The sequence below is a fragment of the Pedobacter sp. FW305-3-2-15-E-R2A2 genome, assembly GCF_038446955.1.
Classification (GTDB): domain Bacteria; phylum Bacteroidota; class Bacteroidia; order Sphingobacteriales; family Sphingobacteriaceae; genus Pedobacter.
Map to the genome: position 1 here is coordinate 3,715,952 of NZ_CP151803.1, position 17,359 is coordinate 3,733,310.

Sequence of the window (17,359 nt, forward strand, 5' to 3'; positions counted from 1 at the left end):
TCGCTCATAGACAAGCGTTTGTCGTATAAAATTTAGGTTTGATACGGCCGGGTCCTCCGGCCTTATCCATTCCTTAAACGAAAGCCGGAACCGCACTGTCCGGATCATTTCCCTGAATTTGATTTCTCCTGATATCAGAAAGATCTGTTGGTTTTCTAATGATCTTTTTATTGATGCCTACCGCACCGTTATACAATAATATTCCCCCTAATAAAGTCTCTTGTATGCCAATAAAAGGGTGTTTTGAAATGGCTCTTATGCCTCTTTGAAAGATGTAAGCACCGGCGATAATGGAAACTATTCTTTTGCCTGCATCTAATTCTTCCGTATCGTATGCACTTAACAATGATTTTGCCGCTATAATCCCTAATTTATTCTTTAATATTCCAAACATAATTCTTCGTTCTATATTACCAAATCAACACGGTCAGCAACGTTTTGTTTGAAAATTATGAAAATCACTCAGACACAAATCGTTACCTGAACCATGGTTTAGCTCAATTTATCAAGGACCATACGGATGGCTTTATCGACCACCTGATCCGGTGTTTTACTAAATTCAAAATTCACCCTGCTCGCAAGGATGGCATTCACCGAAAGCGCCTTATGTCCGAGGGCTTTTGCAAGTGCGTAGATGCCAGCGGTTTCCATTTCCAGGTTGGTGATCCTGTATTTGCCATGCTGGAAAGTATTCAGCAATTCGATGAAATTAGGAATCGCATTCTTTGCACGGACCTGTCTGCCCTGAGGTGCGTAAAATCCCGGGGCGGTCACGGTGATTCCCTGTACCATTTCTCCTCCGATCCGGCTTAACAAACCAGGGTCTGCAGCAGTCAGATATGGATGAATTCCTTTGATATGTGAGGAATGGGAATGGAAAGCCTCCAGAATCGGACGCTCATCGACAGACAATTCATGGATGTAATATTTCATTAAAGCATCCAGCCCCAGTCCGAAAGAAGAGGCAAGGATGGTACCCATTGGCAGGTCTGATTGTATGGCTCCGGAAGTCCCCACGCGAATAATGTCCAGAGATACCAGGTCTTTTTTCACTTCCCTGGTTCCAAAATCAACATTTACGAGGGCATCGAGCTCATTAAAGACAATGTCGATATTGTCTGTTCCGATGCCTGTAGAGATCACCGTAATCCGCTTCTGACCAAGATAACCGGTATGTGTCAGAAATTCCCGTTTTCCCTTTTTGAGTTCTATGCGGTCAAAATGTTTAGATATTTCAGAAACCCGGTCCGGATCACCTACGGTAATCACCGTATGGGCAAGGTCTTCTGGTAATAAGTTCAGGTGGTAAATGGTCCCGTCCTGATTGATGATTAAATCTGCTTCAGATAATTTATTTCCCATAATTTGGAGATTGATCTCACAAACCTATGAAACGACGATGAGTTTACCTAGATTTTATTGATCAGGAAGTAAAAAGGTAGGCGATTTTCAAGCCTTCGATCTTTTCCAGCCTACCTAAAACGACATTCAGGCTGGCTTTCCGCACCTCAAACCGGATCGTACAAGAATTGTCAAAATCCTGGGACAGGATATTCAATTGCTCCTCTTTGAAAAGACGCATCACATCGTTCATCATCAGATAATCAAAAGTAACCTCATAAATGTCATTCACGGTGCGCTCGACTATTTCAGCAGCCTGGATGGCTTCCACAGCGGCCGTTTTATAGGCATTGATTAAACCCGGAACACCGAGCAAAGTTCCGCCAAAATAACGGACCACAACCACAAGGATATTGGTGACGTCAGCAGAGAGCAAAGCGTTTAAAATGGGTCTTCCTGCAGTTCCGGAAGGCTCTCCATCGTCCTGAATTCTAAAAACACCGCGGTCCGGACTGAGGCGTAAAGCCCAGCAAAAATGTCTTGCTTTTCCATGTTCCGAGCGAAGATGGGCAAGAAGTGCTTTTACTTCGTCTTCTGAACGTATCGGGTAAGCAAAGCCGAGAAATTTACTTCCACGGTCTTTAAAGAGGCCTTCGGAAGGACTGGTGATGGTTTTGTAGGTATCGTCAAAAAGCATATATCTGGGATAGTCGTATTAAAATGATGGCCACCAAGGCAAGTGCCAGCCCTGCATAATTGAATTTATTCAACTTCTCTTTAAAAATGAGAATGCCGATCAGGCTTCCTAAAATGATCACCCCAATATTCATTGCGGCAAACACAGTGGATGGACTCTTGGCCATAGCCTGATGTGCTTTCAGGTAAAAGAGGATGTTTCCAAAATTGAAAATACCAAGGATACAGCCACAAAGAAAGTTCACCAATTGCAATTTCTGCTTTTTGACGACAGAAAGATAGAGAATGGCGATCAGGGAAATGATAAAAGAAAGGCCGAATATCAGGATCAATGAGCTGGTATAAGGGATTTGTTTCAATTGAGAAACCTGTTTAAAGAGGATATCTATAGCGCCAAAACCCACAAATACCAATAATGGATAGATCCAGCTCCCAGCGTTGGCAGAGGATTTGGTTTTACGGTACAAGGTGAGGATAATGGCCAGAAATCCGAGGATTAAACCCAGGATCTTTAAAGTATTGAAATGATCTCCAAACAGGAAATAAGCAGCAAGAATTGAAATAGACAAGGATAGACGTTGTGCAATATCCGTTTTTACAATGCCAATATTTCTGACCGAAGCGGCAAGAAACCAGAAAACTACAGGCAATAAAATGCCGAGTCCCAGGTAAACAGGAGAGAAGGAAGCACCAGCTAACTCTTTTAAAGAAGGTTTAAAAAAGAAACAGCTCATTCCGATGGCAAAGAGGTAGTTCCAGGTCACGGCCTGAAGAATATTTATTTTATACCTGCGGGCCAGTTTTAACAGGACGGCAACAGTTACGCTGCAACAGATGCTGATGATTAAATAAATCATGTTTAACGCTTATTTTGATAAATGCTCAACTGGTCTTTTCCAATTTGCTGTGTTTCTGTAATCATTCCATTGATTTGAGGGGATAATATACCGTCTGCCCAGGAAAGGGAAGCGGTAAATACCCTCGCTTCATCCCATAATCCCGCCGTAATAAACTGATCAAGAAGGTTCGCCCCGCCATCGATAATGACAGATTGAATGTCCATCAGGTACAATTGAAAAGCGATCTTTTGAGGCAGATAATACTGCATGTCTTCCATTTGAATGAAGTGAATATTACCTACAACGTCTGTTTTTATTTCGTTGAATATAATAGTTTTAGCAGCATCATCATAAAGATGATGTTCAGTTGGGATTTCGAGATTTCGGTCTATCAGCAGGCGGACAGGATTTCTGCCTGGCCATTCGCGGGCATTGAGCTGAGGATTGTCTACCAACGCCGTTCTTTTTCCAACAAGCACTGCATCTTCTTCCGTTCTCCACTTGTGGACCAACCGCTTGGAAAGCGGATCACTGATCCAGCGCTGTTCATCTCCGATAGGCGCAAAAAAGCCATTGGCAGTTCTGGCCCATTTCAGAATGATATAGGGTCTTTTCTGAAGAATTCTGGTGAAAAAGCGACGGTTTAACCAGGAACATTCCTTTTCCAGCACACCGGAGCTGACTTCAATTCCTGCATTTGTTAGTTTCTCGATCCCTTTGCCGTCTACCGCTTCAAAAGGATCCCGGTTTCCAATAACGACGCGCTTAAGCTGATGTCTGATCAGCAGGTCGGCACAAGGAGGGGTCTTGCCAAAATGAGCACAGGGCTCTAAAGAGACATAAGCAGTCGCATTTTTTAGCAACATTGCCGCTTTTTCGGCTTCATACCTTTCAAATACTGCTTTTACCGCATTTACCTCGGCATGTGCCTCCCCAATTTTCTGGTGATATCCTTCACCTATAATTTTCCCTTCGCTTACGATGACACAACCTACCATTGGGTTTGGGCTTACATTTCCCATTCCCAGGCTAGCCAGCTCCAGGCATCTTTGCATATATAATTCGTCGGTCATTGAAGCAAAAGTAAGGTATATTGTTCGATTTACTTACTTTTGCAAGGCATGAATTTAAGCCAGTTATTATATCATTTTAAGGAAGAATTGAAGGATGTTTATGAGGAAGAGGAAGTTAAGTCTATTTTTTCCATCAGCGTAGAACACTTGTTACAACTCAGGAGAAGCCAACTGATGTTAAACTGGGAAAAAGAACCGGAACAGGAAACACTCCACTCATTCCTCCGTATTTTAAATGGATTAAAGGCTCAGAAGCCAATTCAATATCTTCTGGGGGAGGCTTTTTTCTACGGTGCAGTCTTTAAGGTAAATGAAGCGGTACTGATTCCAAGACCGGAAACAGAGGAGCTGGTTGACTGGATTCTGGAGGAGAAAGCACAAGCACCTGCAGTGATAGACTTTGGTACAGGGACGGGTTGTATCGCCATCAGCTTAAAGAAACACCTGAAAGATGCCAGTGTAACTGCCGTTGATATTTCTGAGGAAGCACTCCGGATCGCCTCAGAAAATGCCTTGATCAATCAAACGGAGGTCAGCTTTATTCAGGCCGACATTTTAACCTTTCAAAGCGAAAGCAAATTCGATATCATTGTCAGCAATCCGCCTTACATCACCGAAAAGGAACGTGCAGAAATGCATCAGAACGTTCTTGCTCATGAACCGCATCTGGCCCTGTTCGTTACCGATGAAAGACCCTTGTTGTTCTATGAAGCAGTGGCTGATTTCGCCCTGCGCAACTTAAAGGAAAATGGCGCTTTGTTCTTCGAAATTAATGAGTACTTATCTAAAGAGACCATTCAAATGTTAAAAGATAAGTCTTTTGTTTTCATTGAATTGCGAAAAGACATGCAGGGAAAAGACAGGATGATCTGTGCCAGGCTAAACTAAACAAGCACTTAAGTTCTGGAGTGAAACTCTGTGATGATGCCTTTCAGGTAATCACGGTCAAGATGGGTATAAATCTCTGTGGTGGTAATGCTGGAATGTCCGAGCATTTCCTGTACGGCCCGCAAATCTGCACCACCTTCAATCAAATGCGTCGCAAAGGAATGTCTGAAAGTATGTGGACTAATGCTTTTCTTCAATCCGGATTTTAAAGCGAGGTCTTTGATCAGTGTGAAAACTGAAATCCGGGACAACCCGCTTCCACGACGGTTTAAGAAAATGAAATCTTCATATCCTTTTTGAACCGGGACATGAACCCTGCTTTCTTCCAGATAGATTTTGATGTATTTTAATGCCGACTGTCCGATGGGTACAATCCTTTCTTTATTTCCCTTTCCAATCACTTTGATAAACTCTGCATCCGGAAAAACATTTGAAATCCTCAGGCTAATCAATTCTGTTACCCTCAAACCACAACTGTAAAGCACTTCCAGAATCGCCTTATTTCTCATTCCTTCAGGTTTTGCTGCATCTATGGCGGCAATCAGGCCGTTGATCTCTTCGATGTTCAGGACATCCGGAAGCTTTCTGCTCAGCCTGGGGGTCTCCAGCAATGCCGCCGGATCTTCTGCAATGAGCTGTTCGAGCATAAGAAAGTCAAAGAAAGATTTGATCCCTGAAACCACTCTTGCCTGCGTTGAAGGCAACATTCCCAGCTCATTAATCCAGGAGATGAACAGCTTTAGATCGGCCGCAGTAATCTCCTTGACATGAGGTGTTTTGTTGACAGATTCAAAGTATTGAAACAACTTTTGAACATCATTCATATAGGCCTCAATGGAATTTGAAGAAAGGGATCGTTCCAGTTTCAAATACGCTTTAAAAGAAGGGAAGTAAGGGTTATTAATCACACAAAAATTTTCTACTGTAACTTTTTAACTTTAAGTTTGAGCTAATGAAGATACAAATTATTAACGGCCCAAATTTAAACCTTTTAGGCATTCGTGAGCCGGGAATCTACGGAAGTTTAGGTTTTGACGAGTATATCGAACAATTAAGAGCGATGTACAGCATTCTGGAAATTGATTATTTTCAGAGCAATGTAGAAGGAGAGCTGATCAATAAATTACATGAAGTAGGTTTTACATATGATGGAATTGTGATCAATGCCGGAGGGTATACCCATACTTCTGTGGCACTTGCCGATGCCATTGCAGCGATCAACACCCCTGTAATAGAGGTTCATGTATCTAATATCTATGCCAGAGAAGAATACAGACATGTATCGCTGACCGGAAAAAACTGCAAAGGTGTACTAACCGGGTTTGGTCTGGATGGCTATCGTTTAGCCATAGAAAGTCTGTTAAAAAGCTAAAGAGATCATGAGAAAAATTATTTTATTTGCCTTATGCTCCGCCATAAGTGCATCCGCTTTTGCGCAGGCTGACATTACGGAAAAAGAACTTAAAGAACACCTCTGGTTCCTGGCATCGCCAAAGATGAAGGGACGTTTCCCCGGAACCACAGAAAACAGGAAGGTGGTCGATTACCTGACAAAGCAATTTAAGAAATCAGGTATCGCGCCATATCAGGGCAGTTATCTGCAGGAATTTACGGCGAAAATAAGGGTTAAAAAAGGAGTGACAGACACCCCATATGCCAAAACTCAAAATGTGATCGGCTATATCGAAGGGAGTGACCCAGCATTAAAATCTGAATTTATAGTCATAGGTGCGCATTATGACCACCTTGGAATGGGAGGCGCTTCTTCCAAAAAGCCGGATACCACCGCCATCCATTATGGTGCGGACGACAATGCAAGCGGAACCTCTGCGCTTTTAGAGATCGCAGAGAAACTGGCGGCCAATAAAGGAACCCTGAAGCGCAGCATCCTGATCATCGCATTTGGTGCAGAAGAACAAGGTTTACTGGGTTCAAAGTATTTCACAGAACATCCATTGGTGCCCTTGTCGCAGATTAAACTGATGATCAATATGGACATGGTAGGCAGGATGAACAGCGAAAAACACTTGTACATGGGTGGTGCAGCTACTTTTGATGGAGGAATGGAGCTGATGAAGCGCCTTGGGCCGGAAATCGGCATCAACCCAATCGTCAATGCGTATGATGTAGGAGGTTCAGACCATGTTTCTTTTTACAAGAAAAACATTTCTGTTGTAGGTTTTCATACTGGTGGACATCCACAATACCATACCCCTGAAGACGATAGAAAACTGATCAATATTGCCGGAGAAAAACTGGTATGCGATTATATTTATAAGGCACTGGTGACCGTAGCGAACAGGAGCGGAGCGATCTTATTCGTTCCGGAAAAGAAAAACTAAAGTTCTTCAAATGAAGAATGAAAAGGTCTGGTGCTGTTTACCCAATAACAAACAGGACCAGACCTAAAACAGGACCAGCCTGATTTAAATTCCCAATCCGCTAAAAAATCTGATTTTCTTAATGAAATAAGCATAGACAATACTGGAAGAATAATGTCCGGTATGCTCCTGATAATTAACCTGTCGGTTTGTTCTTTTCTTCGCATTTGCAGAGAAGTACTTGAAAAAATGGAAATGAGCTTTACTTACTGCCATGGCAAAATCTACTTTTCCCTGCACCAGGAAATGTATTAAAGCCACAAAGTCGATGAAAAACCGGATGAAGATCCTGAAACAAGCATCCTTTAAAGGAAGGTTCTTCTGCATGATGATCAGGTTGTTCCTGAAGTTCAGGTATGTTTTATAGGGATTGTTTGCATTCAAGGTTCCTCCGCCTACATGGTAAACTTCGGCATCCGGGCAATACATGACTTTATAGCCCAGATTCTTTAGTCGCCAGCAGAGGTCGATTTCTTCCATATGCGCAAAGAAGTCAGGATCCAATCCACCTGCCTCTTTCCAGCATTTGCTTTTGATAAATAAGGCAGCTCCGCTTGCCCAAAAGATCTCTTTTACATCGTTATATTGCCCATGGTCATCTTCGACAGTATCAAATAGCCGCCCGCGACAAAATGGAAAACAATGCAGGTCCAGATAACCACCTGCTGCTCCGGCATATTCAAATTTAGATTTGTCCTTTTGCCATTTTATCTTGGGTTGAGCAGCTGCAATTTTATCGTCCTTTTCCATCAGTTCGATCACCGGTAAAATCCAATTTGCAGGTACCTCAACATCAGAATTTAACAACACATAATAATCAGCTTCAACCTGTTCCAGCAATTTGCGGTATCCTTCGGCAAAACCATAGTTTTTATCGTTCTCAATGACGCGAATTCCCGGGTAACTGGCCTTTACAAAGGCGACCGAATCATCTGTAGAAGCATTGTCGCCCACTACAATTTGTAAGTTCGGATATTCCGATAGAATTACTCCGGGTAAAAATTTCTCCAGCAGAAGCTTGCCATTCCAATTCAAAATCACTACTGCTACACTTGCGTCTGTCATTATACGTATTCTCGTTTGTTTTTCCATCGCCTATGGCTCCATAACCAATATGACGGTTCCTCTTTAATAATATCTTCTAAAAATTCGAAATGGGTATCGGTAATCTCGTGCTTTTCTGTTTCTTCCGGTTTCGGACAGATGGGTACACAATCCACTTCATAATATCCTCTTTTAATATACTTCAACTTAAAATAAAAGATGGGTCTGTTGGTTTGCACCGCAATCTTTTCCAGCCCTAACAACGCGGCTGTGTCCTGATTTAAAAAATCAATCCAATAATGTGACTCCCCACGAACCGGGCTTTGATCACTGGCGAAACAGAACATACTTGGTTCATTTTTGACACTCGTTAACATCCTTAAGGTCTGTCGCATCGGAACTCCGGTATTGCCAAATTTACTACGTATTTTAAGGAACCAATCGTCAAAAATGCCGTTATTCAATGGCTTATAAATCACATAGGCCTTTTCAGAGAGGTTTAATCCTAAAGACATCATTCCCCATTCCCAATTGCCATAATGCCCCGTGCAGGCCAAAACACTTTCGCCTTTTTTAAAATAGGCCTCAATAAGATGAAGATTAGTGAATTTAACCCGCTTTTTGAGCTCTTTTTCAGAGATAGAGGCCATTTTGACGATTTCAAAAGTCAAGTCAGAAAGGTACATGAAAAACTCTTTTTCAATCACAATGATCTCTTTTAGTGACTTTTCAGGAAAGGAATTGACGAGGTTTTCCCGCACTACGTTTTTTCTGTAACCCACCACATAATATAGGATATAGTAGCACATGGCCGATATCAGATATAACAGCTGCATGGGTAGAAGAGATAAAATGCTTAAAAAAACTACTCCTATATGAGAAAAGCTTTTTTTTATCATTATTTTGGCGGATTAAGAATGCAAACATAAATTATCAGATGCAAAGTTTAGCTATATTCCCCCTTTTTTATCTTCCACCAGTCAGCTATTTTAAGGAACTAAAGCATTCCGGAAATGAGTTCCTGCTGGAAAAAGAGGAGCATTTCCCGAAACAGACTTTCAGGAACAGGGCAACAATTTATTCCCCGAATGGGAGCCTGGACCTGATTGTCCCGGTGATAAGGGGAGAGAAGGTGCACACCAAAATTAAAGATGTAAAGATCAGTAACGATTTCAACTGGCAACGGCTTCACTGGAAAAGTCTGGAGAGTTGTTACCGCAATTCTGCCTATTTTGAATACTATGAAGACGAGTTTGCCAAATTTTACCATCAGAAATTCGACTTCCTTTTCGATTATAACCTCGAAGTGCTTCAATGGCTGTTCAAACAGTTAAAGACTACGGCGAGTTTTGAAATGACCACAGAATACCATGAAATCCCTGCGGAGCTTGATTTCCGTGGCAGAACCTTGTTCAAAAAGCCGGAAGGGGAGTTCAAGCCTTACTTCCAGGTCTTTGACGACAGAGCAGGGTTTAAGCCAAACTTAAGCATCGTAGACTTGTTGTTTAACCAGGGCCCTCAAGCTAAAAACTATATATAAAGTATGGCCAAACCTCCAAAGCACAAGAAAAAACGTCAGCATTATGCCTTACCACATGCCGGATCCAGTCCGGGAATGATATATATTGATGAGAAGGCGGTAAAGCCAATCATCAATCTTTACCAATATAATGGGGAAAGTTATAAAGTTCAGGAGCTAAATGACATCAGCAATCTTAAACAAATCCTTACCGACAAAAATTACACTTTTTGGGTAGAGATTAAAGGATTTAAGTCCCTGACCTTGTTCGAGACGTTGAGTAAAGACTTTGGAGTCAATAAATTAATTCTGGAAGACATCACCAGAACCTATCAACGGCCAAAGCAGGAAGAGTACGACAACTATGTTTTTGCCGTAAGCAGAATGCTCCAGCTGGATGAACATCAGAACCTGGATAACCAGCAATATTCCTTTCTACTGACCGATAATGCACTTTTTACCTTCCAGGAGCATTATGAAGATTGCCTGGAGCCGGTGCGTTCCCGTTTGAAGATCGGAAAGGGCAATATCCGGACCAGTGGAAGCAGTTACCTCATGTATGTGCTGATGGACATGATCATCGATACTTATTTTGAAATTCTGGGAGCCTGGGGAGATCAGCTGGACAATATTGAAGACCGCTTATTTGATAAACCGGATAAGACGGTGATGTTTGATACACAGCTGATCAAAAGAAACCTGATCAACATCAGGAGGGTAGCCTGGCCGGAGCGCGACAAACTGAATGACATCCTTCGGAGTGATACCCATCTCATTCCGGACCACACGAAAATGTATATCCGCGATGCCTACGACCACTGTATCCAGATCATCGACATTGTCGAATCTTTAAAAGAGATTTCTGCCAGTAATATAGACATGTATCTTTCGATCATCAGCAACAGGATGAACGAAATCATGAAGGTGCTGACCATTATTTCTTCCATATTTATTCCGCTCACGTTTATCGCAGGGATTTATGGAATGAACTTTGCAATTGAAGATCCGGTAACCCATAAATTACTGCCAAAGAATATGCCGGAGCTCTATCAGGAGCATGGCTATTTGTATACGATGATCGTAATGGCTGCAATTGCGGTTTTACAAATCATATATTTCTGGCGTAAAGGATGGTTTAAATAAGTGTGATTATTGTAACTTTGGCTACGCATGCAATCTTTCGACCTGGACAAAACAGACGTATCTAAAATCAAGAACGCCTTAAATAGTGATGATGAACAACTTAAAGTTATTCTTGAGGAATACCATGCCTCAGAAATAGCGATCCTGTTCGAAAGTATTACAAATGAGGACCGGCAAAGAATCATCAACCTGTTGCCGGTGGAGATTGCTTCCGAGGTCATCTCGGAGATGCATGAAGAATCCCATCCGGAGGAATTGCTCTTACAACTTCATCCTGATAAACGGACAGAGATTGTTGAAGAGCTGGATTATGATGATGCTACAGACATCATTTCCCAGCTGGAAGAACACGAGCAAAAAGAAATCTTAGAAGATTTAAGTGAGGATGATGCTTCCAGTATCCGGAACCTGTTAAGCTACGACGAAAAGACAGCGGGTGGTTTGATGAACACCGAGTTCATCCGGGTAAATCTGAATTTAACTAAAAAAGATGCGATCGACGAGATCATTCGCCAGAGTGAAGAGATCGAAGAATTCTATACCATATTTGTAATTGACGACGACAATGTGTTTCAGGGAATCGTTTCCTTAAAGGACATTATCAAGGCAAAAGGGAACGTGCACATCACAGAGCTGGTAAAAGCAGAAGTGGCATGGGTACACCCTGATACTGATCAGGAGGAAGTGGCAAGGCTGATTTCTCAATACAACATCACGAGTATTCCCGTAGTTGATAACGACATGAAATTGCTCGGAAGGGTAACCTTTGATGACGTGATCGACGTTATGGAGGATGAAAATACGGAGGATATCCTGAAAATATCCGGGGTTTCTGAAGATGAGGAACTGAGTGGTAACTGGGTGGAAGCGGTAAAATCCCGTTTGCCCTGGCTGATCATTAATCTGGGCACTGCATTTCTGGCTTCTGCCGTGGTTCGTCATTTTGGCTCTACCATTGAGAAAATCGCGGTCCTTTCTGCTTACATGACCATCATTGCGGGAATGGGTGGAAATGCCGCGACACAGGCACTCGCCGTTACGGTAAGAAGGATTTCCTTATACGACCTGACCGATAGCCAGGCTTACCGGACGGTACTAAAAGAGTTCACCGTAGGATTGATCAACGGAGCAGTTACGGGACTAATTGTATTTCTTTTCGCCATATTTTTTGACAGCAATCCCTTGCTAGGTGTGGTTATTTTCCTCGCTATGACGGGTAATTTACTGATTGCCGGGGTTACCGGAGCAGGAATTCCCTTAGTATTAAAAAGGGTAGGAATAGATCCGGCCATTGCTTCTTCAATAATTATTACAACATTTACAGATGTTTTCGGATTTTTGCTCTTGCTGGGATTAGCAAGCAAACTATTACTTTAATTTTTTACAATCTATATGCAACCAACAAAACACAACTGGACCAAAGAGGAGATATCAGAAATATATCACAAACCTTTTCTGGACCTGGTTTACGAAGCTGCCACCATACATCGTGAAAATCAGGATTATTCTGAAGTTCAGATCAGCTCATTGATATCTATAAAAACTGGCGGATGTGCGGAAGACTGCGCATATTGTCCTCAGGCTGCAAGATACAATACCGGCCTGGAAGTTCAGGCTTTAATGAAAGTAGATCAGGTAGTGGAAGCTGCAGAAAGGGCGAAAGCCGGAGGCGCTTCACGTTTGTGTATGGGCGCTGCATGGCGCGAAGTACGCGACAACAGAGATTTTGACCGTGTAATTGACATGGTGAAGGCTGTAAATGAACTGGATATGGAAGTTTGCTGCACTTTGGGTATGCTGACTGAAGGACAGGCGCAACGCCTTGCCGATGCCGGATTATACGCGTATAACCACAACCTGGATACTTCTGAAGATGACTATAAAAGGATCATTTCTACCAGAACTTATGACGACAGGTTAAATACTTTACACAATGTCCGCAAAGCAAAACTGACCGTTTGTAGCGGCGGAATTGTAGGCCTTGGCGAAACTGATGAAGACCGTGTTTCGATGTTGCGTACCTTGGCGAACCTGCCTAAGCATCCGGAGTCTGTGCCTATTAATGCCCTGGTTCCCGTAGCTGGAACGCCGCTGGAAAATCAGCCAAGAATTCCAATCTGGGATATGGTCAGGATGATTGCTACGGCGAGAATCATCATGCCTAAATCGGTGGTGCGTTTATCGGCAGGAAGAAATGAAATGAGCACTGTAGAACAGGCATTCTGTTTCATGGCTGGTGCAAATTCTATCTTTGCCGGAGATAAATTACTGACGACACCAAACCCGCACTTTGCCGACGACATGAAGATGTTTGAAATACTAGGGCTGAAAACGAGGGAAGCCTTCAAAAATGGCAGACCTGCAAATACGCTCCAGAAACCTGTAGAAACTACAGCATAAAAAAAGAACCCGGATCATGATGATCCGGGTTCTTTTTTTATGAAGGTTTTTAGATCGCCGTTACACGGGTTTCAATATTCCCCCTTGTTGCTTTAGAGTACGGACAGGCACGATGCGCTTTATCCGCCAGTTTCTGCGCTTCTTCTGTCGTGATTCCGGGAATGTGTACATCCAGGTCTGCAGACAATACAAAGGCATTGTCGTCTTTATTGAAGGATACATGAACTTCTACTGTCGCTTCTGAAACATCAACACCGTCATGTGCCGCTACTGCGCCCAATGCACCTAAGTAACAAGGACCCCAGGCAGCGGCAAACAATTGCTCCGGATTGGTGGCTCCACCTTGTCCACCCATTTCTCTTGGTTTTCTTAAATCGAATTCTATCGTTCCGTCGCTTGATTTGATATGACCATCACGTCCACCTTTTGCGGTAACGGATGCGGTATATATTTTTTCCATAATTTAAAATGCTGTTAATAGAGAAACAACAATCCTAATGGAATTAAAGTTTTAGATTTTAATTTTTTCGCAGAGCTTAAAGATATCATAAGCCACTTTTTGGATGAGATCGAACTGCTCGTGAATGATCATTTCATTGCCTTGCGCTTTGCGCTCATTGTCGATGTTCTGCCTGATTAAAGGAACATTACTAATCGTACTGGTATGGTTAGACAGGACCTCTATGGAAAGATTCATCAGATAGGTGGTATTGTTGACCACCGGTTTCAGGTCTTCAAAATCTTTAATCAAATAGGAATGCTCTTTATTATACAAGGATAAAGTTGCCACATAAGAGGACAACAGGTGATTTAAAGCGGTAAACTGGTGAAGCTCCGCCATCAGCAATTGCTTGCTCTTTGGTTCGGAAAACATGCGTTGAAAAAGAGAAGCCAGATTGGCGGTGGTCACATAAACTTCTTTTCTCGCTACCTTGTAATTCGTCAGGTTGTGCACCTGGTCTGCATATAAAAAGGTGACTTGCTCAAAATAGTTCATATTTGCCTTCAGCGTATCTAGCATGGCTTCTTTCAATTTCTGATGCTCCCAGTTGGGGAATAAAGAATAACTCGCCAGCAAGGCAATTCCTGAGCCGATCAGGGTATCATAAATTCTTTCCCTTGCGACGGACAATCCGCCCATGCCGAGAAAATCAAAAAGCACCAGAATATAAGGCGTCATGAACAAGACACTGACCACGTAATTTTTCCGCTGAAAACTATAACAGCCAATCATACAAAACAGCAAAATGATAAAGAGCGTATTTTTATCGTGGATATAGACCAGAATGCCCATCCCTATAAACGCACCAGCCACAGTTCCGATCAGCCGTTCATAATTCCTTTTTTTGGTAAGACTGAAGCCTGGTTTGGAGATCACCAGAATGGTGAGTAAGATCCAGTAGCTATGGGAAAAGTTCAATAACCTGGCTACTACAAAGCCGATCAGCATCACGATCGCCACCCTTAAGGAATGCCTGAAAATAGAAGAGCTAAAGGTTAAATTTTCCAATAGGATCTTTAAATCGATAGGCTGTCTGGTGATGAAACGCTCTACATCAATCTCCCTGGTTTTGAGATTTTTCTTTTCTTTTTTATTGAAGTACCCGTTGATGGTTCTTACCCTGGCAAGGATATTTTCAATATTGACTTCAATATTTTTAAGGGCAATGATACCTAGTGTATTGTATTTGCCATCGATATTCTTGTTTTCCAGATCGGTGATTTCTTTTCTCAGCTTAGAGATATCTTCAATCAGGGCAGTAGGCGGATTAGGCGTACCACCTGTTTTAAGTGCAAATGCAATTTCATCCAGCTCTGCTGCAATTTTCCTGATCACCGCCTCATAGTGGACTAAAATTCCTGATTCATCAAACTGGTCATGCAATTGCTGATAATTATAATAGGTAGACATGACCTGTTCAAAAAGATCCACCATATCTACGAATACCAATAGGAGAAAACGGCCTTCCGGAGTAGACTCTCTTACAATCTCCCTGGTCTTGAACAATACTTCTCTAACGGCATCCTGTTTTTCATGTACCAGAACCTGCAATTGCAGCAGGTCTGCATAGTTCTCATCGTAGTCGGTATTCTGATGATAAAATTTCGCCTTCGCACGCAGAAATTCGCTGATTTCATGGATAGAATCACTGAGTGTCTGTTGCACCAATCGGTATGGCCGGATCCTGTAGACAAAATAGCTCAGCAGTGTGTACCAGATACTGCCTGTGAAAATGAGTAAAGCAAAGACTAAAACCTCCTTCCAGGGCCTGATGTCATCAATACTAAGCACCATAACCAGCAATGCTGCTGTTCCAATAGCCGCCGATCTCAACCCATAGACGAAAAACATCGAAAAGACGAAGCTGAGGATAAACAGCAGTGTGCCAATGAAATAGACGTTGGCATTTGTCAGGCCTACCAAAATAGACATCATCGAGATCAGGGCAGTGGTGATGAGCATTGCATTTCTTCGGTGGACAATCGGCCCCGGAGTATCTACGATGCTGGCACACAAAGCACCTAAGGATAAGGTCATTCCATATTGAAGCATGCCAAATTGAGCGAGAATGAGGGAGGGGCAGAGCACACCAAAAGTAATCCGAAGCCCATCAGCAAAATATGTACTTAATAAGAAATCCTGAATACTTCTGACCGGACGATTAAACATAGCGTAAAATTAGTGGTATAATCATCAATTATGCCATGATTTGCGAAATTTGCTTAAAACTTTGTTTAATGCAAAATAACAAAAACCTGTCAGAAAATTAAGCGCGTTTAGCTCTGGTCTAAAAAAAGTATTCCCCGGATAATGATTACCCGGGGAATACGAATGTTTTTCTACATTTAAGATTACTTAATCGGAAAGTCGAAACGGTATTTAAAGCGGATTTTGTGAAATGAATTATTGTTCTTATCAACTTTAGTAATCATCATGTTTATGGGAGCACCATAGTCTTTCGGCGATATGGTGCTGGCCGCAGGTCCAACCATTGCACAATATTTCTCCACCAGTTCAGCACCTTTTAAATTTTTCAGCTGATTCACATCGTTGGCATTAAAACCACGAGCGAAAGTTGTAATTTTTGCATTCTGAAGCAAGCTTCGGTGATCAGCACTTAGATTTTTTGTTCTTGCGCCATTAAATGCTGCTTTTACCTGGTCAAATGAAGCATCGGATTCTATTGCAATTGTTGCTGCACGTCCGTAAGATACCACTCTGATTATGATCGGTTCATCCGGAACACTGGCAGGATTCACACCTGGAGCGAAGAAGTTGCCTTCTTCCGAGGTATGCGTCGCAATATCAAAGGCGAACAAATCCGCTACAGAAAAAAATCCGGTTTTCTTCTTAATTCTTCGGATTTCTCCTGCTTTGAGATTTAAGAGGTTGGAGAAATCCCAGGCATAGCGCTGGTAGATTGAGATTTCCGCATAATTCACAAAAGCTTCTCCATCGCTCACATACATTGGAGAGATCTGTCGGGTGCCACTACGACTCATTTGTTTCTGGAGATAATCATCCATTGTTTTCTTTGACACCTGCATCTTGTCGATAATATCAAAGGTCCAATCGCTGGGTAGTACATCTAATGGTGCCAGTGCATATCCTGTTAACGGTTTAAAGCTAAAATCAGCTATTGACTTGCCTTTAACCAATGAACCCGCAAATATCTGACTATCATCAGCTAAAGGGCCCAAGGTAATGACCGCGTCATCTAGATATTCCATCAATTCAACGAGATAACTGACCCCGGTGCTGTCTCTCCAGACACTGTCGGAAAGGATATTGATTCTGAATTTTCGGGCCAGATCTTTACGAATGGAATCGATCTTTAAGCGCTTTGGCTGAGCAATAACTTTAGTTGTATCTTTTTTGGTGGTGTCCTTTGGTACGACTACAACTGGTGGGGTACCCGTTTCCGGCAGCTTAGAAGCCTTTTTACAGGCAATAGACATTGCTATTAATGTAAAAAAGAGAAAATGGTAGGCTTTCATATAGGAAGAAGAATGATTTGTGTATTTATTTTCTAA

18 protein-coding genes are annotated in these 17,359 nt (G+C 42.3%); 7 read left to right on the forward strand and 11 right to left on the reverse strand.

Annotated elements, in window-relative coordinates:
* Positions 1–73: 73 nt before the first annotated feature.
* From AAFF35_RS14715 to ribD, 5 genes are all read right to left on the reverse strand, one after another.
* Positions 74–394 (reverse strand): hypothetical protein, encoded by a 321-nt coding sequence (locus AAFF35_RS14715; RefSeq protein ID WP_342333278.1) that lies wholly within the window; start codon positions 392–394, stop codon positions 74–76.
* A 98-nt stretch (positions 395–492) separates the two neighbouring features.
* Positions 493–1,362: a nucleoside phosphorylase gene (locus tag AAFF35_RS14720; protein ID WP_342333279.1), complete on the reverse strand. Its 870-nt coding sequence runs from the start codon at positions 1,360–1,362 to the stop codon at positions 493–495.
* Positions 1,363–1,423: 61 nt separating this feature from the next.
* Positions 1,424–2,038: a YigZ family protein gene (locus AAFF35_RS14725; RefSeq protein ID WP_342333280.1), complete on the reverse strand. Its 615-nt coding sequence runs from the start codon at positions 2,036–2,038 to the stop codon at positions 1,424–1,426.
* Complete coding sequence (locus AAFF35_RS14730; protein ID WP_342333281.1) at positions 2,028–2,894, reverse strand: DMT family transporter; 867 nt, start codon at positions 2,892–2,894, stop codon at positions 2,028–2,030. The genes AAFF35_RS14725 and AAFF35_RS14730 overlap by 11 nt, the downstream gene beginning before the upstream one ends.
* 2 nt (positions 2,895–2,896) lie before the next feature.
* Positions 2,897–3,949 (reverse strand): bifunctional diaminohydroxyphosphoribosylaminopyrimidine deaminase/5-amino-6-(5-phosphoribosylamino)uracil reductase RibD, encoded by a 1,053-nt coding sequence (ribD, locus tag AAFF35_RS14735; protein WP_342333282.1) that lies wholly within the window; start codon positions 3,947–3,949, stop codon positions 2,897–2,899.
* 48 nt (positions 3,950–3,997) lie between these two features.
* Here ribD and prmC point away from each other — a divergent pair, with 48 nt between their 5' ends.
* On the forward strand, positions 3,998–4,837 hold the full coding sequence (gene prmC / locus AAFF35_RS14740; protein WP_342333283.1) for a peptide chain release factor N(5)-glutamine methyltransferase: 840 nt from the start codon (positions 3,998–4,000) through the stop codon (positions 4,835–4,837).
* An 8-nt stretch (positions 4,838–4,845) separates the two neighbouring features.
* Here prmC and xerD read toward each other — a convergent pair whose 3' ends face one another.
* On the reverse strand, positions 4,846–5,745 hold the full coding sequence (gene xerD / locus AAFF35_RS14745) for a site-specific tyrosine recombinase XerD (RefSeq protein ID WP_342333284.1): 900 nt from the start codon (positions 5,743–5,745) through the stop codon (positions 4,846–4,848).
* A gap of 44 nt (positions 5,746–5,789) precedes the next feature.
* Here xerD and aroQ point away from each other — a divergent pair, with 44 nt between their 5' ends.
* Both aroQ and AAFF35_RS14755 read left to right on the forward strand, forming a co-directional pair.
* Positions 5,790–6,209 (forward strand): type II 3-dehydroquinate dehydratase, encoded by a 420-nt coding sequence (gene aroQ / locus AAFF35_RS14750; RefSeq protein WP_124586581.1) that lies wholly within the window; start codon positions 5,790–5,792, stop codon positions 6,207–6,209.
* Between the two features lie 7 nt (positions 6,210–6,216).
* The gene (locus AAFF35_RS14755) at positions 6,217–7,179 is read left to right on the forward strand and encodes a M20/M25/M40 family metallo-hydrolase (RefSeq protein WP_342333285.1); all 963 of its coding nucleotides are present in this window, start codon (positions 6,217–6,219) and stop codon (positions 7,177–7,179) included.
* Between the two features lie 84 nt (positions 7,180–7,263).
* Here AAFF35_RS14755 and AAFF35_RS14760 read toward each other — a convergent pair whose 3' ends face one another.
* Positions 7,264–8,283 (reverse strand): glycosyltransferase family 2 protein, encoded by a 1,020-nt coding sequence (locus tag AAFF35_RS14760; protein WP_342333286.1) that lies wholly within the window; start codon positions 8,281–8,283, stop codon positions 7,264–7,266.
* Positions 8,283–9,098: a lysophospholipid acyltransferase family protein gene (locus AAFF35_RS14765; RefSeq protein ID WP_342333287.1), complete on the reverse strand. Its 816-nt coding sequence runs from the start codon at positions 9,096–9,098 to the stop codon at positions 8,283–8,285. Before AAFF35_RS14765 ends, AAFF35_RS14760 begins: the two co-directional genes overlap by 1 nt.
* Positions 9,099–9,199: 101 nt before the next feature.
* Between AAFF35_RS14765 and AAFF35_RS14770 the strand changes: the two genes are divergently transcribed.
* From AAFF35_RS14770 to bioB, 4 genes are read left to right on the forward strand one after another with little or no spacing between them, the layout of a single operon-like run.
* A complete protein-coding gene (locus AAFF35_RS14770; protein WP_342333288.1) occupies positions 9,200–9,802 on the forward strand; it encodes a WbqC family protein in 603 nt (200 codons plus the stop codon).
* A 3-nt stretch (positions 9,803–9,805) separates the two neighbouring features.
* A complete protein-coding gene (corA, locus tag AAFF35_RS14775) occupies positions 9,806–10,924 on the forward strand; it encodes a magnesium/cobalt transporter CorA (RefSeq protein ID WP_342333289.1) in 1,119 nt (372 codons plus the stop codon).
* 27 nt (positions 10,925–10,951) lie between these two features.
* Positions 10,952–12,301: a magnesium transporter gene (mgtE, locus tag AAFF35_RS14780; RefSeq protein ID WP_342333290.1), complete on the forward strand. Its 1,350-nt coding sequence runs from the start codon at positions 10,952–10,954 to the stop codon at positions 12,299–12,301.
* A 15-nt stretch (positions 12,302–12,316) separates the two neighbouring features.
* The gene (gene bioB, locus AAFF35_RS14785) at positions 12,317–13,324 is read left to right on the forward strand and encodes a biotin synthase BioB (protein WP_342333291.1); all 1,008 of its coding nucleotides are present in this window, start codon (positions 12,317–12,319) and stop codon (positions 13,322–13,324) included.
* 49 nt (positions 13,325–13,373) lie between these two features.
* On the opposite strand, the gene AAFF35_RS14790 is transcribed toward bioB, so the two are convergent.
* The 3 genes from AAFF35_RS14790 to AAFF35_RS14800 all read right to left on the reverse strand — a co-directional run bounded on the left by AAFF35_RS14790 (position 13,374) and on the right by AAFF35_RS14800 (position 17,323).
* Positions 13,374–13,784, reverse strand: a complete 411-nt coding sequence (locus AAFF35_RS14790; protein ID WP_342333292.1) for an organic hydroperoxide resistance protein — start codon at positions 13,782–13,784, stop codon at positions 13,374–13,376.
* A 51-nt stretch (positions 13,785–13,835) separates the two neighbouring features.
* Positions 13,836–15,995, reverse strand: a complete 2,160-nt coding sequence (locus AAFF35_RS14795) for an FUSC family membrane protein (protein ID WP_342333293.1) — start codon at positions 15,993–15,995, stop codon at positions 13,836–13,838.
* A 182-nt stretch (positions 15,996–16,177) separates the two neighbouring features.
* The gene (locus tag AAFF35_RS14800; protein ID WP_342333294.1) at positions 16,178–17,323 is read right to left on the reverse strand and encodes a hypothetical protein; all 1,146 of its coding nucleotides are present in this window, start codon (positions 17,321–17,323) and stop codon (positions 16,178–16,180) included.
* Positions 17,324–17,359: the final 36 nt, after the last annotated feature.